Source organism: Stenotrophomonas sp. 610A2 (assembly GCF_030549615.1).
In the GTDB taxonomy this organism is placed as follows: Bacteria; Pseudomonadota; Gammaproteobacteria; order Xanthomonadales; family Xanthomonadaceae; genus Stenotrophomonas; species Stenotrophomonas pigmentata.
The window spans coordinates 303,681-327,143 of the sequence record NZ_CP130832.1 but is presented as its reverse complement, the minus strand read 5'-3'; the positions used below and the strand labels follow the sequence as shown (position 1 = coordinate 327,143).

The 23,463-nt window shown below is 63.2% G+C and carries 17 protein-coding genes; 6 read left to right on the top strand and 11 right to left on the bottom strand.

Annotated features, from left to right (window positions below):
* Window positions 1–223 precede the first annotated feature (223 nt).
* Window positions 224–1,834, top strand: coding sequence for a carboxyl transferase domain-containing protein (locus Q5Z11_RS01280; protein WP_303748352.1), 1,611 nt, complete (start codon window positions 224–226; stop codon window positions 1,832–1,834).
* 357 nt (window positions 1,835–2,191) lie between these two features.
* Window positions 2,192–4,195, top strand: coding sequence for an acetyl/propionyl/methylcrotonyl-CoA carboxylase subunit alpha (locus Q5Z11_RS01275; protein WP_303748351.1), 2,004 nt, complete (start codon window positions 2,192–2,194; stop codon window positions 4,193–4,195).
* Here Q5Z11_RS01275 and Q5Z11_RS01270 read toward each other — a convergent pair.
* Window positions 4,192–5,361, bottom strand: a complete 1,170-nt coding sequence (locus tag Q5Z11_RS01270) for a putative peptide maturation dehydrogenase (RefSeq protein WP_303748350.1) — start codon at window positions 5,359–5,361, stop codon at window positions 4,192–4,194. The genes Q5Z11_RS01275 and Q5Z11_RS01270 overlap by 4 nt on opposite strands.
* A gap of 199 nt (window positions 5,362–5,560) precedes the next feature.
* Between Q5Z11_RS01270 and Q5Z11_RS01265 the strand changes: the two genes are divergently transcribed.
* Window positions 5,561–5,869: an NHLP-related RiPP peptide gene (locus Q5Z11_RS01265; protein WP_303748349.1), complete on the top strand. Its 309-nt coding sequence runs from the start codon at window positions 5,561–5,563 to the stop codon at window positions 5,867–5,869.
* 8 nt (window positions 5,870–5,877) lie between these two features.
* Here the strand turns inward: Q5Z11_RS01265 and Q5Z11_RS01260 are convergent, their stop codons facing one another.
* The 4 genes from Q5Z11_RS01260 to aceB all read right to left on the bottom strand — a co-directional run bounded on the left by Q5Z11_RS01260 (window position 5,878) and on the right by aceB (window position 12,590).
* Window positions 5,878–8,349, bottom strand: a complete 2,472-nt coding sequence (locus Q5Z11_RS01260; protein WP_303748348.1) for a putative peptide modification system cyclase — start codon at window positions 8,347–8,349, stop codon at window positions 5,878–5,880.
* Window positions 8,333–9,337 carry a GGDEF domain-containing protein gene (locus Q5Z11_RS01255; RefSeq protein ID WP_303748347.1) on the bottom strand — a complete coding sequence of 335 codons (1,005 nt, stop codon included), beginning with the start codon at window positions 9,335–9,337 and terminating at the stop codon, window positions 8,333–8,335. Before Q5Z11_RS01255 ends, Q5Z11_RS01260 begins: the two co-directional genes overlap by 17 nt.
* Before the next feature lie 235 nt (window positions 9,338–9,572).
* A complete protein-coding gene (gene aceA, locus Q5Z11_RS01250; RefSeq protein WP_303748346.1) occupies window positions 9,573–10,904 on the bottom strand; it encodes an isocitrate lyase in 1,332 nt (443 codons plus the stop codon).
* 42 nt (window positions 10,905–10,946) lie between these two features.
* Window positions 10,947–12,590, bottom strand: a complete 1,644-nt coding sequence (gene aceB, locus Q5Z11_RS01245; RefSeq protein WP_303748345.1) for a malate synthase A — start codon at window positions 12,588–12,590, stop codon at window positions 10,947–10,949.
* 108 nt (window positions 12,591–12,698) lie between these two features.
* Here aceB and Q5Z11_RS01240 point away from each other — a divergent pair, with 108 nt between their 5' ends.
* Entirely contained in the window at window positions 12,699–13,667 is a 969-nt protein-coding gene (locus Q5Z11_RS01240; RefSeq protein WP_303748344.1) for a LysR family transcriptional regulator, read from the top strand.
* 66 nt (window positions 13,668–13,733) lie between these two features.
* Window positions 13,734–14,642 carry a LysR family transcriptional regulator gene (locus Q5Z11_RS01235; protein ID WP_303748343.1) on the top strand — a complete coding sequence of 303 codons (909 nt, stop codon included), beginning with the start codon at window positions 13,734–13,736 and terminating at the stop codon, window positions 14,640–14,642.
* A gap of 193 nt (window positions 14,643–14,835) precedes the next feature.
* On the opposite strand, the gene Q5Z11_RS01230 is transcribed toward Q5Z11_RS01235, so the two are convergent.
* From Q5Z11_RS01230 to lepB, 6 genes are all read right to left on the bottom strand, one after another.
* Complete coding sequence (locus Q5Z11_RS01230) at window positions 14,836–16,131, bottom strand: MFS transporter (protein ID WP_303748342.1); 1,296 nt, start codon at window positions 16,129–16,131, stop codon at window positions 14,836–14,838.
* A gap of 421 nt (window positions 16,132–16,552) precedes the next feature.
* A complete protein-coding gene (gene dld / locus Q5Z11_RS01225) occupies window positions 16,553–18,250 on the bottom strand; it encodes a D-lactate dehydrogenase (protein ID WP_303748341.1) in 1,698 nt (565 codons plus the stop codon).
* Complete coding sequence (gene lldD, locus Q5Z11_RS01220) at window positions 18,247–19,386, bottom strand: FMN-dependent L-lactate dehydrogenase LldD (RefSeq protein WP_282268288.1); 1,140 nt, start codon at window positions 19,384–19,386, stop codon at window positions 18,247–18,249. The genes dld and lldD overlap by 4 nt, the downstream gene beginning before the upstream one ends.
* A gap of 3 nt (window positions 19,387–19,389) precedes the next feature.
* The gene (gene lldR / locus Q5Z11_RS01215; RefSeq protein ID WP_303749944.1) at window positions 19,390–20,154 is read right to left on the bottom strand and encodes a transcriptional regulator LldR; all 765 of its coding nucleotides are present in this window, start codon (window positions 20,152–20,154) and stop codon (window positions 19,390–19,392) included.
* 54 nt (window positions 20,155–20,208) lie between these two features.
* Window positions 20,209–21,867 carry an L-lactate permease gene (lldP, locus tag Q5Z11_RS01210; RefSeq protein WP_303748340.1) on the bottom strand — a complete coding sequence of 553 codons (1,659 nt, stop codon included), beginning with the start codon at window positions 21,865–21,867 and terminating at the stop codon, window positions 20,209–20,211.
* A 366-nt stretch (window positions 21,868–22,233) separates the two neighbouring features.
* Window positions 22,234–22,854, bottom strand: a complete 621-nt coding sequence (lepB, locus tag Q5Z11_RS01205) for a signal peptidase I (protein WP_303748339.1) — start codon at window positions 22,852–22,854, stop codon at window positions 22,234–22,236.
* Window positions 22,855–23,049: 195 nt separating this feature from the next.
* On the opposite strand from lepB, the gene Q5Z11_RS01200 reads away from it, so the two are divergent.
* Window positions 23,050–23,463: a hypothetical protein gene (locus Q5Z11_RS01200; RefSeq protein WP_303748338.1), complete on the top strand. Its 414-nt coding sequence runs from the start codon at window positions 23,050–23,052 to the stop codon at window positions 23,461–23,463.

Sequence of the window (23,463 nt, the reverse complement as noted above, 5' to 3'; positions counted from 1 at the left end):
CCGCCCCTGCGGGGCACCTTCTCCCGCAGGCGGGAGAAGGGACGCAACAGCAACAGCAGAGCGACGGCAAAAGCCAAGCAAAAGCCAAGCAAGAGCAAAGCAAGAGAAAGCAAGAGCCAAGCAAGAGCAACAGCAACAGCAACAGCAAAAGCAAAAGCAAAAGCATCAACCCTGCCGCCATGTTTCCGCGCGCAGATAAGCTCCAGAATCCAGGACCTCGGCCATGACCGTACTCACCTCCCAGCTGCAACCCGGCAGTGACAGCTTCGAAGCCAACCGCGCCGCGATGCAGGCCCAGGTCGACGACCTGCGCGCAACGCTGGAAGCCACAGCGCGCGGCGGCAGCGATGCAGCCCGGGCCAAGCACAGTGCGCGCGGCAAGCTGCTGGTGCGCGAGCGTATCGATGCCTTGCTCGATCCCGGCAGCCCGTTCCTGGAAGTCGCGCCGCTGGCTGCGCACGGCATGTATGCCGATCCGGTACCCGGCGCCGGCATGGTCGCCGGCATCGGCCGCGTCTCCGGGGTGGAATGCCTGATCGTCGCCAACGATGCCACGGTCAAGGGCGGCACCTATTACCCGGTGACGGTGAAGAAGCATCTGCGTGCGCAGGAAATCGCCCAGCAGAACCGCCTGCCCTGCATCTACCTGGTCGACTCCGGTGGTGCCTTCCTGCCACTGCAGGATGAAGTCTTCCCCGACCGCGATCATTTCGGCCGCATCTTCTACAACCAGGCCAATCTGTCGGCCCAGGGCATTCCGCAGATCGCCTGCGTGATGGGCAGCTGCACCGCCGGCGGTGCCTATGTGCCGGCGATGAGCGATGAGACCGTCATCGTCAAGGAACAGGGCACCATCTTCCTCGGCGGCCCGCCGCTGGTGAAGGCCGCCACCGGTGAAGTGGTCAGCGCCGAAGAACTCGGCGGTGCCGACGTGCATACGCGCATCTCGGGTGTTGCCGACCATATGGCCGACAACGATCTGCAGGCGCTGGCGCGGGTGCGTTCCATCATCGCCAACTTGAACTGGCGCAAGCCCGATGCAGGCGTTGCGCTGCAGGCCAGCGAGGCGCCGCTGCTTGATGCGCATGAACTTTATGGCGTGATTCCCGCCGATACGCGCAAGCCCTACGACGTGCGGGAAGTGATCGCACGCATCGTCGATGGTTCGCGTTTCGATGAATTCAAGCCGCGCTATGGCAACACCTTGGTCACCGGTTTCGCGCATGTGCGTGGCCATCCGGTCGGCATCATCGCCAACAACGGCATCCTGTTCTCGGAGTCGGCGCTGAAGGGCGCGCACTTCATCGAGCTGTGCTGCCAGCGCAACATCCCGTTGCTGTTCCTGCAGAACATCACTGGCTTCATGGTCGGCCGCAAATACGAGCATGGCGGTATTGCCAAGGATGGTGCGAAGCTGGTCATGGCGGTGGCCAATGCACGCGTGCCGAAGTACACGGTGGTGATCGGTGGTTCGTTCGGTGCCGGCAATTACGGCATGTGCGGTCGGGCCTACTCGCCGCATTTCCTGTGGATGTGGCCGAACGCGCGCATCGGGGTGATGGGTGGTGAGCAGGCGGCCAGTGTGTTGGCCACGGTCAAGCGTGATGGTATCGAGGCCAAGGGTGGGGCGTGGTCGGCCGAGGAAGAAGATTCATTCAAGCAGACGATCCGTGATCAGTTCGAGTCGCAGGGTCATCCGTATTATGCGAGTGCGCGTTTGTGGGATGACGGGGTGATTGATCCGGCAGATACGCGACGGGTGCTTGGTCTGGCCTTGGCTGCCAGTCTCAATGCGCCTGTGCAGGACACGCGGTTTGGTGTGTTCCGGATGTGATGCGCATGCAGTCCCTTCTCGAGACAACGTCAGGAGCAAGGGCTTTCACTCCCCTACGGGGAGCGAGTCACTTTTCTTTGCTTGTGCAAAGAAGAAGTAACCAAAAGAAAGCACACCCTGCCTACGCGCCCAACACGCTGCGCGTGCCGGGTGCACTCCACCGGTGGGATTTTTCGACACGACATCCCTGTCGTGGCGAAAAACGATGTGCATCCTTGCACGTCGCCCTTCGGGTATTTCCCACCGGCTCCGTCGCTGCGGAAGGGGCCCGTAAAGCCAATGCAAGAGCGAAAGCAACAACAACGGCGAAAGCCCTTGGCTCCTCACCTGCCCGCGCGGCACATCGTGGATAAGACAATGTTCAATAAAATCCTGATCGCCAATCGTGGTGAAATTGCCTGCCGCGTTATTGCTACCTGCCGTCGCCTGGGTATCGCTACCGTCGCGGTGTACTCGGATGCTGACCGCTATGCGCGGCATGTTCGTCTGGCTGACGAGGCTATCCATATTGGTGCCGCGCCCGCTGCCGAGAGTTATCTGCGCGCCGAGGTCATTCTCGAAGCCGCGCGGCGCAGCGGTGCGCAGGCTATCCATCCTGGTTATGGATTCCTGTCCGAGAATGCTGGCTTCGCGCGTGCCTGTGATGCTGCTGGCATCGTCTTCATTGGACCGCCGGCCAGCGCCATCGATGCGATGGGTGACAAGAGTTCAGCCAAGGCCTTGATGCAGACTGCCAACGTGCCGCTGACGCCGGGCTATCACGGTGAGCGGCAGGAGCCGGAATTCCTGCGCGCGCAGGCCGATGCGATTGGCTATCCGGTGCTGATCAAAGCCAGCGCTGGTGGTGGCGGCAAGGGCATGCGCAAGGTCGAGGCCAGCGCCGACTTCGAGGCTGCACTGGCCAGCTGCCAACGCGAGGCGCAGGCCTCGTTCGGCAATGCCCATGTTCTAGTGGAGAAGTACGTCGAGCGTCCGCGCCATATCGAGATCCAGGTGTTCGGCGATAGTCACGGCAACGTGGTCTATCTGTTCGAGCGCGACTGCTCGGTGCAACGCCGCCATCAGAAAGTGTTGGAAGAAGCACCTGCGCCTGGCATGACTGCCGAACGTCGCGCTGCGATGGGCAAGGCGGCAACCGACGCCGCACGTGCGGTGGGCTATGTCGGAGCTGGCACGGTGGAGTTCATTGCCGGACCGGATGGCGATTTCTATTTCATGGAAATGAACACCCGCCTGCAGGTCGAGCATCCGGTCACCGAGTTGATCACCGGCACCGACCTGGTCGAATGGCAGCTGCGCGTGGCCGCAGGCCAACCCTTGCCGAAGACGCAGGAGCAGTTGCAGATCCACGGCCATGCGATCGAGGCGCGGCTCTACGCCGAAGACGCCGACCGTGGCTTCCTGCCCTCCACGGGCACACTGCGCCATCTGCGCTTGCCGCAGCCCAGCGCCAATGTGCGCGTGGATGCCGGTGTTGAACAAGGCGATGCGATCACGCCGTACTACGACCCGATGATCGCCAAGCTGATCGTCTGGGACGTGGACCGTGCCAGTGCCCTGCAACGCATGCAGCAGGCTTTGGCGCAGTGCCAGGTCGTCGGCGTCACCACCAATGCCGCTTTCCTGCGCCGGCTGGTGCTGACCGACTCGTTCCGCACCGCCAACCTCGATACCGCCCTGATCGAACGTGAGCGTGAGGCCTTGGACATCCACCACATCGCTGCCAGCGACAACGAGTGGGCGCTTGCCGCCGTGCTGGCAGTAAGCAATGAGGTTACGCACGACAACGACGCATCACCGTGGGCCATCGCCGACAGCTGGCGCCTGACTGGTCCAGCGGCACGCTCGGTGACGCTGGAATTCCTTGACCAGCGCAAGCAGCTGCAGGTGCGCGAAAGCGCGAACGGCTGGCAGGTACAGATCAGCGACACATGGATCGCCGTGACTGGAAAGACCAACGGCACGGGTTACGCCCTGCAGCTGGGCGATCACCTGCAGCGTGGCACCGCAGTCCGCGAAAGCAATACGCTCCATCTTTTCGGCAACGACCAACAGCAGCGCTTCAACATCCACGACCCGGTTGCGGAGGCCGACAACAGCACCGATCACGGCGGCAGTCTGCTGGCACCGATGCCAGGCCGCGTTGTCACCCTGCTCGTGCAGCCCGGCGCTACCGTCAGCCGCGGCACGCCGCTGCTGGTGATGGAAGCGATGAAGATGGAACACACCCTGCAGGCGCCGGCCGACGGCACCGTGCACGGCTTCCGCGCCAAGGCCGGGGACCAGGTGGCCGATGGTGCCGTGCTGGTGGATTTCGAGGCTGACCAGGGCGATCCCGGGACACGCGGGACCGCCAGCTAAGCAAGCGATTCCCTCTCCCAGATATGCCCGCCCGGATCCAGCTCATCAGTGCGCATCGTCTGGGCCCGCCAACCAAATCCGCAGACCGCGAAGACACCATCGACCATGGGATCGAACTGCAGGACTGACTCAGCCTCGACTTCGTTGATGGCTGCGGTGACAAACGCGCCAAGTCCGCGCTTCGTGGCCGCGGCGTAAAGCGCCTGCGAAATGTGTCCTGCTTCCAGGCTCACCGCGCGGTAGGCCTTTGCGTGGCGCCTGTACTTCCAGAAGTTGCGCTGAAACCGGCATACCAATATCACCAGCACATGTGCATCGGCAAACCAGTGCTGGCCGGCCAATAGCTGGTCGGTGAATCGTCCGAGTCCATCGGGCTGGACAGGTGTCCGCGCGAGCTCGTGCGCCACAGCATGATAGTGGTAGATCCCCGGTTCAAGCCCTTGCACGTCCCTAGCCACGACATATGCTTCCAGCGGGTGCATACCACCGGCGGACGGGACATTTTTCTTAAGGAAGCGCACACCTGGCTCGCTTTCCACGACCTCCTGAGCCATCAGTACGTCCTGCAACATGGCCGCGACGATGGTCAGTGCAAGCGGCCGCTGCAGATCGTAGTTTCGACAGGTCACGCGTTGCATGAGCAATGCTCCGTCAACGCTGTTCTCAACCCGCGGCAACGCGACAGCACCGACCTGGCGAGTCGGCGCCTCCAATGGTGGGCGACCAAACTGCCGCACAAGATCTTCAGCAGTCACCATGTCCCGCCTTTCCATGTCATCAACGCTGTCGATTCCAGACCAACGCGAATGCCGGTGTTGAATCGCTGATAGCGGCCACCAATGCCCCGCTCTTACACGTTGATCGGACTGCCACACCATCGAGGATGCATCATCATCCAGGAGCAGCAGGCCAAGTCCAACCAGCATTTCCACCTGACTGAGCTGCGGTTCTGCCGTAGGCATCGCCTGCCATTGTTCGGCACTGCAACCGAGCAGGAACACACATGCATCCACATCGAGACTGCACACCTGGTCGATATGCGCGGCATACACCCGTATCTGCATCTGGTAATGGAGGCCGATATCGCCCGACAGCAATCTCTGTAGCGAAACAGACGGGCGCTCCTCGGGCAGGACGGCCAACGCGTGACAACGACGATATTTCATGGAACCCACTTCCCCAATTCCGGCCCTCATTCTCGCAAGCGGCATGCGAGCTGTCGCCAATGTTCAAAAGGCGAGCCAAACCATCGACCGAGCCCAGAAATAACTCAAGATACTGTTGCGCACACCGCTATAGCACAAGGCCCTTATGCATCGGACGCAGTAGTGACCACTCCTTTCAACCATTTCATGGCGACGACTGATGAGCACCGAAAAAGCCCCCCTTTCAACTGAAGATGCAATCAAGCTGCTGGACCTGCTCTGCACCGACGATGCATTCCGCGAAGCCTTCGCCGCTGACCCTGCCTCAGCCATGTTGCAGATCAGCCCGGATGCAGGCTATTCCAGCTGTGATTGCACACCTGTAACCGTTCTGGCCGACAAGGAAGAATTCAAGCGGGCCCGTGATGCATTGGTGCAACACCTTGCCGCCGTACCTGCATTCCGCAATCCGCATTGCTTCGTTCTTGGCCAGACCGAAAGCGCGGTTCAGCGCAAACCCAGCCCCTGACGCGCAAGTCACCGTTGGCGGGCGGCTTGAACGTCCGCCACATTGCGCGCCATCAACGCATAAGTGCCTGCATTTTCTGCATAAGCCAGGCCACGCTGACGCGACAACCACTGCCGCTCACGCTCAGCCAGCACTGCATTGCCGCGCTGCTGGTACGCCTGCTCTAGCAGCACATGCACCTGGATCAATTCGGTCCCGTCCAACTGCGCTTCCAACATATCCACCGCAGCGCTTTCCTTCCTGGACGCCAGCTCAGCGCCGGCCGCTATCACCAGCATCAATTGTTTCGCCCGACGCTCCGCTATGTGCTGCACCAGGGCATCAAGACGAGGAAACCAGTTCCTTACCACGCCACCGTGCCCGGAGCGCTGTGCAAGATACAGCGTGGCAGCCGTCATGAAGGCCCATTCCGCGCGATCACTCCCGCTAGCCTGGCGGGCGCTGTCGTACTGCGCCTTCAGCTGTTGCTCGAACACTGCAGCCGATGCCGGGGCCCCCGCATCCAGCTGTGCCGATAGCTGCTGCAGCGGGAAGATGCTGCACACATGGCCCCTGGTGGTGCAGAGTTTCTGCGCCTTGGCGGTTTGCAGCAGGGCTTCAGTTGGATCACCATCGCCTATTTGGATAGAGATCCGGTGCAACCACGAGAACATGCTTGTTTCTGGCAGCTTGGCCAGTAGCTGCTGCGCAGCATCGAAGTCGCCGCGCGCGCCCATGACCGCCGCCGCCTCACTATCCAGCTCAGCCTGAGGCGCCGACACTGCATCGCGAAACCATTTCTCTGCTTCCTCCAGCTTGTTCTGAGCCAGGAGGATGCGGGCAAGCTGCCTGAATGCATATCCACGCAACGGATTCTGCGGGACAGCAGCCTTGCGCGCGGCAAGCTCTGCTTCGGCATAGCGCCCAAGGGAGAAGAGAGCGTACGCCTGGGCGTCATGCGCAGCATGGTAGTCAGGGTACAGGTCACCAAGCAGCTTCCACTTGAATGCGACATCGGTGAAGTCAACGGCGTCCAACTCGGACATCCATGCATCAAGATAGAGGCTGTCGCGGGGAGTCAGTCGGTCCCGATGCTTTGCGGCTTCAGCCATCAGCTCCCGCGAACTGGCAAAGTCACCGCGCGAATATACAACCCGCATCTGCGCAAGATAGGCAGCGGAAAAGTCTGGATCAAGCCGCGTGGCCTGCTCCAGGTACGCAAATGCATCATCCTTGCGATCTTCCGCATAGGCATCGATGCCCGCGGCGTACGCATGCAAAGCATCCAGGCTACCGGTTGCAACCCTCGGCAGCGGAATCGAACGTTGGCCAAAGTCGCCCATGGCCTCGCCCAACCTCAAACGCATCGCACCGGCCACCTTGTCCACCGATTCCAAGGCAGATTCCAAACCACGGCCCTCGGCATACTCCGAGTAGACCACCTGCCCCGTGCTTGGATCCAACGCCTCCAGACTCACTCGCAACTGACCATGCACTTCCATCACGGAAGGTATCAACACTGCGCGTGCGCCGTCGCGGATGGCGACCTCCTTGGCCACCCGCCGATCCAGCAGTTGTGATGAGCCAAGCCGCATCTGCTGCAGTGTTTCCCGCACTTTCAGGTCGCTGAGGACATTCACGTGCTTTGATTGCTCAAGACTGATGCGCAATGCTTGCTGCAGCGCATCGTCCAGCACCAGATTGCCGGTGTTGTTGGTGAAATCCGCAATCACAACCCAATCGCGCTCGCCAAATGCGATGGCCGGCTCCGGCCGCACCATGACCCATGCGAGTACCGCCAATGCCACCACCAGTGCGACTTCGGCAGCCAGCGCCAGTGGCCGTCGCCACAATGGCAGCGTGCGCCATGCCTTGCTGGAGCGAGCAGGCATGCGCAATGGGGCGCGGCCCCCGATCCCCACTTCAAATACTTCCTGCGGCGTAGGCAGCCCCTTGAAGTACCAGCGTCCATGCGACTTCCACTGTAGATCAGCACCGCGGTCACCCAGTTCACGCTGGTTGGCACGCAGCAAGGCTTCAGCCACTGCCGACATCAAGATCTGGTTTGGTCTCGCCAGCGCCATAAGACGAGCCGCGGTGGGTTTGGCGACGCCTTCCACGTCCAGCGGTTTGGCACCAGCGGCAACTGCATCTTCATCATTTCTCCAGAACAGCAAGTCACCTACGTGGATGCCGATGCGCGCCTGCAGTGGCAGCTTGCGCTCCTTCCCAATTTCAACAAGCACATCCAGGTAGTCCAACGCGAAACCAAGCCCCTGCGTAGGCACATCGAACAACAGGAACATGCCGTCGGAACGATCAATCAGCCGCCCATTCCAGCGCTGCAGCAGCTGCAGAGCGCGGACATCCAGCGCTCGAAACAGCTCGGCAGCCGCCGCATCGCCAATCCGCGCCGTCAGCGCCACCGAATCACATAGATCAGTCAGTACCAGCGTCTTGAGCCGGCGATCAGATGAAGGTGCGTCAGGCTCGCTGGACATGATCTACCCCGGACAACGCAGAGTCGTCGGACTCCTCCAGGAACCACTGCGCGCGATTCCCACCCTCGCGCTTTGCCAGGTACAGCGCCTGGTCCGCGCGCGAATAGGCGTCGTTCCAGTGGTGGTCCTGATCGATCAACACCATGCCGATGCTCAACGAGCAGGCGCCGACCGCCGCACCGGGATAGGCAATCAAGTGGCGCATCGCTTCCAGCACAAAGTCGGCGGTGCGCGGCAGGCTCTCGGCGTCTGCCTCCATCAGCAGTACACAGAACTCGTCGCCGCCCAGGCGGCAGGCGAGATCGTCCTTGCCGGTCACCGAGCTGAGAATGCGGCCGAAGCACTGCAGGGCGTGGTCGCCGGCCAGGTGACCGTAAGAGTCGTTCAGGCCCTTGAAGTCGTCGCAGTCCAGCAACAACAGCCCCTGCGGCCGATGGCCGGAGCGATGCGCCTTCTGCAGGTAGGCGGTCAGCGCGCGGCGATTGCTGAGCCCGGTCAGGTCATCGCTATAGACCAGCTCGCGGGTGTGGTGCAGTTCGTGGTTGGCGCTGTACAGGTTGCCCAGCGCGGTCTCCAGCTCGTGGTTGCGACGGCTGAGCTGGGCAATCAGGCGCTGCTCACTGGACACCACGCGTGACAGGGTACGGCGCAGGAAGAACACCACCATCGCCGGGTCTTGGTCGATCAGGCGGTGGAAATTCTCGTGGGTGATCTCCAGCAGCACGCTGTCGCAGCTGGCGCGCGCATCACAGGAACGCGGATGGCGCTCGATCAGCAGGCCAAGCTCGCCGAAGAAGTCATTGCAGCCCATCGGCTTTGGCGCCAGGCCGGCGCCGAAATCCAGGCTGATGGTGCCACTGACAATGATGAACATCGAGCTGCCCAGGTCGCCACGGCGGAACAGCACCTGCTCGGCCTGCAACGTACGGCGAACGCCGAATTCGGAGAACAGCGCGAACTCCACCGGTGACAGCTGCGTGCGCAGCACAGTGCCTCCCGCCGACGCAGCGACGGAAAGTTCAGACTCCAGTGCCAGACCCCCTGTTCCCATGCCGCTCATTCCCTGCCCCATGGACTGCCCGTCCATGCCAGACGAGTGATCTCGCGAGCCTATCATCAAAGTATGCGGTTTGGTGCGCTCCCGAGACCATTTGCTGCCGGGTCAAGCGCAAAAAAAGAAGGGGCTCGTAAGAGCCCCCTTGGAAACGACCTCGTCAGCGCCCTCAGGCAGCTTCTTCAGTCTGGAACTGTTCCTCCTCGGTGGACCCGGTCAGCGCGGTCACGCTGGAGGCGCCGCCCTGGATCACCGTGGTCACGTCGTCGAAGTAGCCGGCGCCCACTTCCTGCTGGTGCGAGACGAAGGTGTAACCCTTTTCACGGGCAGCGAATTCCGGCTCCTGCACCTGCTCCACGTAATGGCGCATGCCTTCACCGCGGGCGTAGTCGTGGGCGAACTTGAAGGTGTTGAACCAGTTGATGTGGATGCCGGCCAGGGTGATGAACTGGTACTTGTAGCCCAGCGCGGCCAGCTCGTCCTGGAACTTGGCGATGGTCTTGTCGTCCAGGTTCTTCTTCCAGTTGAACGAGGGCGAGCAGTTGTAGGACAGCAGCTTGCCGGGGCTGGCGGCATGCACGGCCTGGGCGAACTCACGGGCGAAGCCCAGGTCCGGGGTGCCGGTTTCGCACCACACCAGATCCGCGTGGGGTGCGTAGGCAACGCCACGGCTGATCGCCTGTTCCAGGCCGTTCCTGACCTTGTAGAAGCCCTCGCTGGTGCGCTGGCCGGTGATGAACGGCGTGTCGTTCGGGTCGAAGTCGCTGGTCAGCAGGTTGGCGGCTTCGGCATCGGTACGCGCCAGCACGATGGTCGGCACGCCCAGCACGTCAGCGGCCAGACGGGCGGCCGACAGCTTCTGGATCGCCTCCTGGGTCGGCACCAGCACCTTGCCGCCCATGTGGCCGCACTTCTTCACCGCCGCCAACTGGTCCTCGAAATGCACCGCGGCGGCGCCGGCAACGATCATGTTCTTCATCAGCTCATAGGCGTTCAACACGCCACCGAAACCGGCCTCGCCATCAGCAACGATCGGCAGGAAGAAGTCGATCGCATCCTCGGCCTTGACCTTGCCGTCGATGATGTTCTTCCACTGGATCTCATCGGCGCGCTGGAAGGTGTTGTTGATGCGGCGGACCATGGTCGGCACCGAGTCGTAGGCGTACAGCGACTGGTCCGGGTACATGGTTTCGGAGGTGTTGCCGTCGGCGGCCACCTGCCAGCCGGACAGGTACACCGCTTCCAAGCCAGCCTTGGCCTGCTGCATCGCCTGGCCGGCGCTGATCGCACCGAAGGCATTGACGTAGCCCTTCTTCGAGCCGCCATTGACCAGTTCCCACAGGCGCTCGGCGCCGCGCTTGGCCAGGGTATGTTCCGGCTGCACGCTGCCACGCAGGCGCACCACGTCGGCAGCGCTGTAGGTGCGCTTCAAACCCTTCCAACGCGGGTTGCTGTCCCAGTCCTGCTGCAGGGCGTCGATCTGTTGCTGATAGGTGCTCATCGTGTCGTCCTTAAAGAGATGGTGCTTACGTAAGGGGAAGGGTCAATCGATCTGCCGGTAGGCCGGCAAGGTCAGGAACTCGGCCAGCTCGTCACCGCGGCTGAGTTGGTCGAGCAGGCCGATGGCCTGGGTGATGCGGCTGCCACCGGGCAGTGCGGAGGTGTCGCCCAGGCGCGCCGGCAAGGCGCGCAGGGTGCTGGCCAGCAGCGCGAAATCGATCGCGGTGCCGTCGTCGAGGTGCTGGTTGCCGGCATGCAGCCACTGCCAGATCTGGCTGCGGCTGATCTCGGCGGTGGCGGCGTCTTCCATCAGGTTGTGGATGGGCACGCAGCCATTGCCATCCAGCCAGGCAGCCAAGTAACGCACGCAGACTTCGACATTGTTCTCGAAGCCGGCGCGGGTGACGGTGCCGCTGCAGGGCGCTATCAGTTCATCGCGGTTGGCCTTCACGTCACGGCGCAGCACCTGATGCTGGTTCGGGCCGGACATGTGCTCATCGAAGATGGCGCGGGCCACCGGGATCAGCGCCGGGTGCGCCACCCAGGTGCCATCGTGGCCGGCGGTGACTTCGCGCAGCTTGTCGGCACGCACCCGTGCCATCGCCTGCTCATTGGCGGCGGCATCATGGTTGATCGGAATCTGTGCGGCCATGCCACCCATCGCATGCGCGCCTCGGCGGTGGCAGGTCTTGATCAGCAGTTCCGAATACGCCTTCAGGAACGGCTGGGTCATGGTCACCTGGCCGCGCTCGGGCAGCACCTTGTCGGCGTGCCTGCGGAAGGTCTTCAGATAGGAAAAGATGTAGTCCCAGCGCCCACAGTTCAGGCCGACGATGCGGTCGCGCAGCACGTACAGGATCTCGTCCATCTCGAACACCGCCGGCAGCGTCTCGATCAGCACGGTGACCTTGATCTGCCCATGCGGCAGGCACAGCATGCCTTCGATGTGCGACAGCGCGGTCTCCCACAGCGCCGCCTCTTCCATCGACTGCAGCTTGGGCAGGTAGAAGTAGGGGCCGCGGTCCTTGTCCATCAGGGTCTGCGCGTTGTGGAAGGCGAACAGCGCCGCATCGAACAGGCCACCGGCAATCGGCTGGCCATCGATCAGCACGTGCTTCTCGTCCAGGTGCCAGCCCCGCGGACGCACGATCAGCACTGCCTGCTCGTCGAACGGACGCAGCGTGTAGTGCTTGCCCGGGCCCTTGGCGGTGGCCGGCGCGGTGAAGTCCAGATCGCCGCGCACTGCCGCCTTCATCGTCTGCTGGCCGGCCAGCACATTGCGCCAGGTCGGCGAGGTCGAATCCTCGAAGTCGGCCATGAACACCTTGGCGCCGGAGTTCAGCGCATTGATGACCATCTTCGGATCGGTCGGGCCGGTGATCTCGACGCGCCGGTCCTGCAACGCGGCCGGGATCGGCGCCACGCTCCAGTCCTCCTCACGGATGGCGCGGGTATCGGCGCGGAAATCCGGCAGGCCGCCCTGGTCGAAGAAAGCCTGGCGCTCGCGGCGGGCTGCCAGCCGTGCCTGCCGGCCCGGCTCGACCGCACGGTGCAGCGATACGAGCAGGCCCAGCACGCCGGCCGGCAGCAGCGCGGACTGGCCGGCCAGCTGGGTGGTCAGGGTGATGCCCGGGGTCGGGCGAGGGGCGGACTGCTGGGCAACGACTGCGTGGGCGACGGCGGACATCGGAGGTACCTGCGTATGTCGGGGACTCCAACGTGCCGCCGCAGGGAGGTATTTAACAAAACAGTTTTTGCAATGTTACCTATAAGTTGTGCTAATACTAACTTCAACATGCCCACCAAGACGCCCGTAACCCCGCGTTTTTCCTACAAGTCTGATCGGCTCAAGCCGCTGCGGGCGTTCCTGCAGACGGTGCGCCTGGGCTCGGTTTCGCGCGCCTCGGAAGCACTTTTTGTCAGCCAACCGGCGGTGAGCCTGCAGCTGCAGGCGCTGGAGCGGGAGTTGGGAGTGGTGTTGTTCGAGCGCAGCGGGCGCCGCCTGGTGCCCACCCGCGAGGGCCAGCTGCTGTACGACATGGCGCAGCCACTGGTGGAAAGCCTGGACGGGCTGCTGCCGCGCTTCCGCGAGAAGGTCAGCGGGCTGGATGCAGGCGAGCTCAATATCGCGGCAAATTCGTCGACCATCCTCTATCTACTACCCAAGATCGTCGAAAACTTCCGAAAACTTCACCCGGACGTGCGCCTGACCCTGCACAACGCAATCAGCGCCGACGGCACCGACCTGCTGCGCAGCGACGCCGCCGACTTGGCCATCGGCTCGATGATGGATGTGCCAGCTGACCTCAGCTACGCCCCGGTCTACCGCTTCGACCAGGTATTGATCACCCCGCCCGACCACCCGCTGGCGAAGAAGAAAAACCTGAGCCTGGAAGACCTGTCGCCGTGGCCGCTGATCCTTCCACCACGTCGGCAGATCACCTGGCGACTGGTTGACCTGGTGTTCCAGCAGCACCGCGTGCCCTACACGGTGGCGCTGGAGGTTGGTGGCTGGGAGGTGATCAAGCAGTACGTGGCAATGGGCATGGGCATCAGCATCGTCACCGCCCTGTGCCTGAACGACAGCGACCGCGGCAAGCTGGCGACGCGGGCGATGAGTGATTACTTCCCCTCGCGCAGCTATGGCGTGGTGGTGCGACGGGGCAAGGTGCTGTCGCCGCAGGCAAGGGCATTCGTGGAGCTGATCCAGCCGGATCTGTTTGCGCCGCGGCAGTACGACGATACCGGGCATTCGGAGCGTTAGGCCGAGCACCGGAAGCTGGCTCCGCGGAAGTTGGTCGACGACACCCCAGCCGCCTAGACTGCAGTCATGTCTTTGGAACTCCGCCACCTGCGCTATTTTCTGGCCGTTGCCGACACCTTGCACTTCGGTCGTGCTGCGGAACGTCTTGGCATGTCGCAGCCGCCACTCAGCCAGCAGATCAGGCAACTGGAAACCCTGCTCGATGCACAACTGTTCGTGCGCAGCCATCGCCGCGTGCAGCTCACAGCAGCAGGCGAAGTACTGCTGGAACAAGCACGCGACATCCTGCAACGCGTGGACAAGGCCGTCGATACGGTACAGCGCGTACAACGTGGCGAAAGCGGCGAACTGCGCATCGGCCTGACCCGTGCAACGCCGCTGTCACCGCAGATTCCGCGTGCGATATTCGCCTATCGCCAGCAGCACCCGCAGGTGCAGATGCAACTGCGGGAAATGAACAGCCTGCGCCAGATCGATGCCTTGCTCGCGGACGAACTGGACGTGGGCATCATCCGCAAGCGCGTACTGCCGGACGAACTGGTTGCACAGCACCTGTTCGACGATCCCTTGGCGCTCGTCGTGCATGCAAGCCACCCTGCATTGCGCGGCAAGGATCCTGTAACCACACGGTTGTCGTTGAAGCAATTCGCACTCGACCCGTTTGTCGGCTTCTCACGTGATTCGGGCGCAGGCATCCACGACCATGTGATCACCCTGTGCCGCAATGCCGGTTTCAGCCCACGCATCGTGCAGGAAGCGGGCGAGTCATCGACCTTGATCAGTCTGGTCGCTGCCGGGCTTGGCGTATGCGTACTGCCCTCTTCGTGCAGCCATATCCAGGTGGAGGGCGCGTGCTTTGTGGAGTTGGCGGATCGCGGTGCGGCGTCCGAGATTCAACTGGCGTGGCGGCGTGAAGCGGTGACGCCGTTGCTACGGCAGTTCATTGCGCTGTTGAAGCGGGAAGTTGCTGGTTGAGGGGTAGAGTAGCAGCGGGAGCGGGAGCGGGAGCGGGAGCAAGGGCAAAAGCAAAAGCACCCCTCCCCAACCCTCCCCTGCGCTCCGCGCAAGGGAGGGGGCGAAGCTCAGCCCCCTCTCTTTGCCGCAGGCAAGGGGAGGGTTGGGGAGGGGTGCTTCTGGCTTCTGGCTTCTGGCTTCTGGCTTCTGGCTCTCAGCTCTTCGCCTCAACCAACACCAGACCCGCCCCCAGCTCCAGCCGACGCCACAACCGCCACGCCGCACCAACACCTGCCAACGTCAGCACCAGACTGAAACCACAGACGCCGGCCCAACCCCAGTGCGTATAGAACACACCACCCACGGCACCCAAAACGCTTGAGCCCAGGTAGTACGAAAACAGATACAAGGCCGAGGCTTCTGCACGCAGTCCACCAGCACGCACGCCCACCCAACTGCTGGCCACCGAATGGCCGCCGAAGAACCCAAACGTCGCCAGCGCGATACCCATGGCCATCGCCGGCAACCACGGCATCGCCAGCAACACGATACCGGCCAGTACCAGGCCGAATGACAAGGCCAGCACCGGTCCTCGTCCCAAGCGATTGGCCAGCTGCCCCATCCACGCCGAACTGACGCTACCCACCAGATACACGGTGAAGATCAACCCGACCACGGTCTGGCTCAAGCCATACGGCGGCGCCAGCAGGTGGTAGCCAAGGAAGTTGTACAAGGTCACGAACACGCCCAGCAGCAGGAAGCCGCAGGCAAACAACCACGGCAACGCCGCATCGCGGAACAGGCCGGCAAAGCGGGCAGGCAGCTGCATCGGCTCGGCACGCTTCGCTCGGAAATGGCGCGAGGCCGGCAGCTGTGTCCACAACGCCACACTCGCCAGCAACGCGATCACACCGACGGCTGCAATGCCGGTACGCCAGCCCCAATGGTCGGACACCACGCCAGCAATCAAACGCCCGCTCATGCCGCCGACCGCGTTGCCGCCGATATACAGGCCCATCGCCAGACCCAGCGAGCGGCTGTCCATTTCCTCGACCAGCCAGGTCATCGCAACAGCTGGCACGCCACTGAGGCTCACGCCGAGCAGGGTGCGCAGCAGCAGCAAGGTGTTCCAGTCATCGGTCAGCGCGGTGCCCAGCGTCAGCAAGGCAGAAGCCAGCAGCGAAGCCACCATCACCGGGCGCCTGCCAATGCGGTCGGAGACCATGCCCGCCACCAGCATCGATACCGCCAACACGCCGGTGCTTACCGACAAGGCCAAGGCACTGCCGCCGGCGCTGATCCCGAAGTGGCTGCTGAAGCCCGGCAACAGCGGCTGCACGCAATACAGCACGCCGAAGGTAGCGAAGCCGGCCATGAACAAGGCCAGCACCGCGCGCCGGAACTCGGGCGTGCCCTGGCGGATATGGGGGAGTTCGGCTGCCGTGTTCGGCGGGGCAATTGGCGCCAATGATTCGTTGCAGCTTGCGGTGTTGCCGTGTTCGGGTTGCATTGCATCTTGGCCCCGCAACAGCAGGCCGGTTGGTTCGGAATGCGGGAAGCATGAACCTACGGATCGAGTCGATCCATAACCTGCTGTGTACGGTTTGATATCTAAAGCGTATTAATTCAGCGTCTGCAGCGCCGCAGTACTTGGAGCAAGCCTCGAAGCACATCCCTTCTCCCGCCTGCGGGAGAAGGTGCCCCGCAGGGGCGGATGAGGGGAGCTCTTGGCTTTTGGCTTTAGCTATTGATCATGGTTTTCCAGCCAGAAGCTTCCCCTCACCCCAACCCCCGCTCCGCGCCCCGGCCCTTGCGCTGGCGCAAGGACGTTCGACGGGCAACGAACCAGTGGTTCGTAAGCTGCCCCTCTCACCCCGCAAGCTGGAGAGGGGCTTTAGCAACAGCAAAAGCAATGGCAGGCGCTTCGCGCCTCAGCAATCACAGCCCTTCCAACCCGGCTGCTTGCTGGTCTGGCCTATGCCCGGGTTGAAGGTATTGCTCGGGTCCAGCTGCTGGTAGAACTGCGCCAGCGCTGGCTTGGCTGGATACAGGTGGCCGACATTGTGCTCGGCTGGGTACTCGGCACCGCGCTCATCGAGCAGCTTCCACATCGCATGCTCGATCGCCATCGGGTCTTCGCCTTTGCGGGCGATGTAGTCCTGGTGGAATACATGGCACAGGAAGTGCCCGTAATAGAGCTTATGCAGCAAGCGCGCATCCAGCTCGGCCGGCAGCTGCTCGAACCACTCGCGGTCGTCGCGACGCAGGGCGATATCCAGTGCGACGATGTCCTGTACCTGCGCACGATGCACTTCGCGGTAACGTACCGCCGCGCCAGCCACTGCGAACCGGTGCAGGAAGGCCTTGCGACCTTCATCCGGCGTGCAATGGAAGTAGTCGCCTTCATGCCCGGCGAAGAAGCCGCGCAACCACTGCTCGGTCGCCGCCGCATCCTGTGCCGAAACCTTGACCAGCAAGTGGTGCTCATAGCGCTGGCGGAACTCGCCCATGCGCTTGGGCAGGTGCGAAGGCAACAGCCAGGTCAGCAGCTGCATCGCGTGATCGGTGACTCCACGCAGTCCAAGCCGCTCGAACCAGCCATCAACCCGGCTCTTCAGTGCGAATGCCGCCGGTACCCGCGCGGTGCCGAGCTTGTCGATCAGCAGGAAGGTGTCCTTGCCGTAGCGCTCACCGATGTCATAGGCGACGCGGTGGATATATTCACCGGAGATCGGCAGACGCTCGAAGCCGGTCAGTAACTCGCGACGGATCGCGGTAAGGCTTTCGGTGCTGTTGCTGCCGATATAGAACACCTCGGCCGCTTCCTTGGCGAAGGTATCCAGGCGCACCGCGAATACGGCCAGCTTGCCAGCCGAACCCGCTGCTTCGTAATGACGGCTGGGGTCGGCGTTGAAACGCGCTGGGGTTGCCGCATCCACCTGCCGCACCTGCTCCGCATAACGCGGATCGGAACCAGCGCGTTCACCATCAACACGCACATCGGCAGGCTGGTAATCGCCGGCCTGCAAGCGCTGCAGGATCTCTTCCGGCGTGTCGCCCAGGGCAATCCCAAGGTGGTTCACCAGCTGCAGGCGGCCCTCGCCATCCACCTGCGCATACAGCGCCATCTCGGTATAGGCCGGCCCACGCCGCACCAGCGAGCCACCGGAGTTGTTGCAGACGCCGCCCAGTACCGAAGCACCGATGCACGAGGAGCCGATCACCGAATGCGGCTCGCGCCCCAAAGGCGCCAGGGTCTGTTCGAGTCGGTCCAAGGTGGCACCGGGCAAGCACAGCACCTGCCGCCCTTCGTCGAGCAGTTGCACGCCGGTCAGCCGCAGCGTGCTGATCAGCACGATCGGCCGACCATAGTCGTTGCCATCCGGCGTCGAGCCGCCGGTCAGGCCGGTATTGGCCGCCTGCAGGATGATCGCCGCCCCGCCCTGCACCGCTGCCTGCAGGGCGCGCCACATTTCCAACAGCGTTCCCGGACGGACCACCGCCAGCACCGCGCCATCGCCGAAGCGGTAACCCTTGCGGAAGCGCCGGGTTGCCTTGTCGCCAGTCAGCACATGGGCGTCACCAACGGCGCTGCGCAGCTGCGCCAACAGTGCTTCGTTCGCACTCATGCCAGGTTGACCAGCGAGTCGCGGCTGATATCGGCTATGCGACGTGCGCCGGTCAGCGTCATCGCCACGCGCATTTCCTTGGCAATCAGGTCCAGCAGATTGGCCACGCCAGCCTCGCCCTGTGCGGCAAGCGCGTAGACGAAGGCACGACCGAGCAGCACGCTGTCAGCACCGAGTGCAAGCATGCGCACCACGTCCAAACCGGTGCGGATGCCGGAGTCAGCGAGAATTTTCAGATCGCCCTGCACCGCATCTGCAATCGCCGGCAAGGCACGTGCGGTGGACAGCACGCCATCCAACTGACGACCACCATGATTGGAAACCACGATGCCGTCGGCGCCAAAGCGCACCGCATCGCGTGCATCATCCGGATCGAGAATGCCCTTGATCACCATCGGGCCTTTCCAGAACTCGCGGATCCATTCCAGGTCCTTCCACGAGATCGACGGGTCGAAGTTGTTGCCCAGCCAACCGATGTAATCCTCCAGCCCGGTCGGGCTGCCGCGATAGGCGGAGATGTTGCCAAGATCATGCGGACGGCCGAACAAGCCAACGTCCCAGGCCCAACGCGGATGCGTCATCGCCTGACCAATACGGCGCATGCCGGCATTCGGACCACTCATGCCCGAATGCGCATCGCGGTAGCGCGCGCCCGGCACCGGCATATCCACGGTAAACACCAGCGTGGTGACGCCGGCTGCCTGCGCGCGCTCCAGCGCATTGCGCATGAAGCCACGGTCGCGCAGCACATACAGCTGGAACCACATCGGTCGCTTGATCGCAGGTGCCACTTCCTCGATCGGGCACACCGACACCGTCGACAGCGTGAACGGAATGCCACGACTGTCCGCCGCACGCGCCGCCTGCACTTCACCGCGACGCGCATACATGCCGGTCAGGCCGACCGGCGCCAACGCAACCGGCATCGCCAGCTTCTCGCCGAACAACTCGGTTTCCAGGCTGAGCTCGGACATGTCGCGCAGGATGCGCTGGCGCAGCGCGATGTCGGACAGGTCGGAAACATTGCGTTTGAGCGTGTGTTCGGCATACGCACCGCCATCGATGTAGTGGAACAGGAACGGCGGCAGACGACGCTGCGCGGCCGCACGGTAATCGGTGGAGGCGGAGATGATCATGGGTCAACCGTGGGGAGAAGGAAGCCGCGAAGCGCGGGCACGCCGCGCCTCGTCTTCATCTAGCGTGCGCAGCGTCGTGTGCACGAACTCAAGATGGGTGTGCGCTGCGGCACGCGCACGCTCGGGGTCGCCGGCCAGTACCGCATCCATCATTTCGCGGTGCTGGTCAGACAGAGGGGAAAACGTTGTCGATGCGGTGTAGAGCTTCTCGCGGCTTTGCGAAATATTGGTCTGCAGCAGCTCGAACAGGCCGCGCATCACCTGCAGCAGCACCAGATTGTGCGAGGCCTCGGCGATGGACAGGTGGAAGGCCGCGTCGGCGCGCGCTTCGCCGGCCGGATCATCCTTGCCATGCGCGTCCATCATGGTCTGGAAGGACTGCGCGATCCGCGCGCGGTCCTCGTCGGTAGCCCGCAACGCGGCATGCCAGGCGGTTGCACCTTCCAGCGCGTGGCGGATTTCCAACACGTCGAAGCGGTATTCCGGGTCGCCCTGGAACAGCGGCAGATAAGGCACCAGCGGCTCATCCAATGCCTGCCGCGCACGTGCGGCCGGCTCGGCCACATAGGTGCCGCCGCCAACCCGCGCTACCAACAGCCCCTGGCTGCCCAGCTGGGCAATCGCCTCGCGCAGCGCCGTGCGCGAGACCCCGAGCTGCACCGCCAGTGCGCGCTCGGAAGGCAGCCGGTCACCCGGCTGCAGTTGTTGTTCGTCCACCAGCACGCGCAGCTGCGCGGCCACCTTGTCGGAAATACGTTGCGTACTCATGCCGACATTGTGGCCCGAAGCTGCGCGGCGTTGGCGGATGCGCGTGGCCATGGCTCAGGGAATCATCCAGGTGAGCCAATAGGCCTGCGCGGTGGTGATCAGGCCGACCATCACGGTGAATATCAGGCTGTGCTTGACGGTGAAGCGGAACAGGTCAGATTCCTTGCCGGCCAGGCCCACCGCCGCACAGGCGATGGCGATGGACTGCGGCGAGATCATCTTGCCGGTGACGCCGCCGGTGGTATTGGCCGCAACCAGCAACACCTCGGACACACCGATCTGCTGCGCGGTGGTCGCCTGCAAGGCCGAGAACAAGGCATTGGACGAGGTGTCCGAACCGGTCAGGAACACACCCAGCCAGCCCAGGAAGGGCGAGAAGAAGGTGAATGCCTTGCCGGTATGCGCAAGCGCCAGCGCCAATGTCGCCGACAAGCCGGAGTAGTTGGCGATGAAGGCGAAGGCCAGCACCATGCCGATGGAATAGATCGGCATCTTCAGTTCATTGACGGTCTCGCCAAACGTGCGCACCGCTGCGCGTACCGGCATGCGCAGGTAGATGATCGCAATCACCGCCGCCAGCATGATCGCGGTGCCGGTGGCCGAGATGGCGTCGAACTTGTACACGGCGTCGTAGGCGGTGGGCGCGTTCACGATCGGCGGCATCTTCTGCACCAGCTGGTCCAGGCCCGGTACCGGCAGCTTCAGCACCCAGTTCTCCAACGGGCCGCCGGCAGCGAACAAGGCCTTGAACGGCTTGATGCTCCACAGCGTCACCATCGCGGTAAGGATCAGGAACGGCGACCACGCCTTGGCGATCTGGCCGGCGCTGTAACGCGGTGCGGCCGATGCCTGCGCGGCAGCATCAGCACTGGCTTCGGTTTCAAAGCGGAAGATGCGCTTGGGCTGCCAACGGCGCAGGAACAGCGTCAGGCACACCAGCGAGGCCAGCGAAGCGGTGATGTCCGGCAGCTCCGGGCCGATGAAATTGGAAGTCAGGTACTGCGCGATGGCGAAGGAACCACCGGCGATCAACACCGCCGGCCAAGTTTCCTTGATGCCGCGCCAGCCATCCATGATGGCCATGATCCAGAACAGCACGATGATGGTCAGGAACGGCAGCTGGCGGCCGGCCATCTGCCCGATCTCGAACGCATCCAGGCCGGTGACCTGGCCGGCGACGATGATCGGAATGCCCATCGCACCGAAAGCCACCGGCGCGGTGTTGACGATCAGGCACAGGCCGGCGGCATACAGCGGCTTGAAGCCCAGCCCGACCAGCAGCGCGGCGGTGATCGCCACCGGTGCGCCAAAACCTGCGGCACCTTCGAGGAAGGCGCCGAAGGCGAAGCCGACCATCAGCATCTGCAGGCGCTGGTCTTCGGTCACCGACAGGATCGACGCGCGGATGATCGCGAACTGGCCAGTCTTGACCGACACCTTGTACAGGAACACCGCGCCGATGATGATCCAGGCGATCGGCCACAGCCCGTACAGGAAGCCGAAACCGGCTGCACCCAAGGCCTGCGACACCGGCATGCGATAGAACAGCAATGCAACCGCCAGCGCGATGGCGACGGTGATGGTACCGGCCAGCCAGCCCTTCATGCGCAGCACGGCCAAGGCGACGAAGAAGAAAGCGATCGGCAACAGCGCGATCAGGCTGGACAGCCAGAGGTTGCCAGCGGGGTCGTACAGTTGTTCCCAGGGCTGCATGCAGGTTCTCGTCAAAGGCGAAAGGCGGCCCACCCGCAGGTGGTGTGGCGATGGTCGCAAATATTGGTATTACCAATATTCAATCAGTCCGACCAACGAACCGCGATTGAATCGCCGTTGCCGCGAAGATCCTATTAGACCATAGGGTTAGTGAAGGTAATTGGTCTTACCAATATCTGGACTTTGTGGGAGCGGCGTAAGCCGCGAAGCCGATATCAGTACAGCCACCCATCCACTTGCCACTGCATCCATGCAGCTTGCCGGCACCGTCAGCTTCGCGGCTTACGCCGCTCCTGCAAGAAAAACAAAAGCAAAGGCAAAAAAAACGGCACGTCTCCGTGCCGGTTTCTTCTCCACTGTCGCCAGTTACAACCGCTGCCACTCCGGCCCATCACCGCGCCGCCAATACACCGCCACCGCCTTGCCGTAGACCGTATCGGCATCCACCAAACCGAAGAAGCGCCCATCAAAACTATTGCCACGGTGATCACCCACCACCAGCAACTTGCCGGCCGGAATGGTCATGCCGTTGATGTCCGGGCCACCGCCATCACGCAGATCCAACTGCACCTGCTTGCTGCCGAACAACTCCCGCGCCACGTCCTGCCGCAACGGCTGTTCGTTGATGGACAGATAACCATCATGCAACTGCACGCGATCACCGGCCACGGCGACCACGCGCTTGATCAAGCGCGTGCCATCGGCTGGCGAATCAAACACCGCCACATCGCCACGTTGCGGGGCCTGCCCGGCCAGCAGCTGCACATCGGTGAAAGGAACGCGCAGGCCATAGGCGCGCATATCCACCACCACCCGGTCACCGGGCTGCAGGGTCGGCTGCATCGAGCCACTGGGCACCTGGTAGTGATTGGCCAGGCTGTCGCGGGCCGCGAACAGCAGCAGCAACATCACGCCCAAGGGCAAGGCTTCACGTCGCAGCCAGGCCAGCACGGGATGGGGCGATGCAAGGGACTCAGTCTCACTCATGGCTGATCACCAACTCCGGAGGTCAAGCCGAATTGACCGCCAACGCTGGCCGAAGTTCCCCATGGCCAAGAAAGGCGGCCCGCACGATTTGCTACGCAGACTTTACGCCGCCGCAGCCAGCCGCCATGGCGATTTGATGTGGCCGCGGCGCATCGTGCCACCACCGCGCCGCAAGGCGCTTTAACGTGGTGCCACATGAGCGTTTTACTGATCCGGCATACCCGCAACCCAACGGTGCCGGATGCATCCCTTCTACCCACACAGCTCGCCGATCAGCCGCTGCAATGCCTGCACTGCGGCTCACTGCCTGCGTTGGCCCGGTGCCTGGATAACGCCCGACAGCAGGCACCAAGCTGGGTGCTGATCGAGAACACCGCCACCGACGAGGCGCAATGGGCGCTGCACGGCCGCAGCGTCTGCAGCGCACTGGATGCGTTGCCCTCGCCGTATATCGAGATCGCCCGCAGCGATGCAGATACGCTCGAAGCCCATCTGCATCCGCATCATGCCGCGACCGCATTGGCGGTCTGCAGTACCGGTACCGACGAGGCGCGACGCCTCTCACTGGCGATCACCACGCGCCTGCTCAGCAACGTGCAAGGTGCCTGA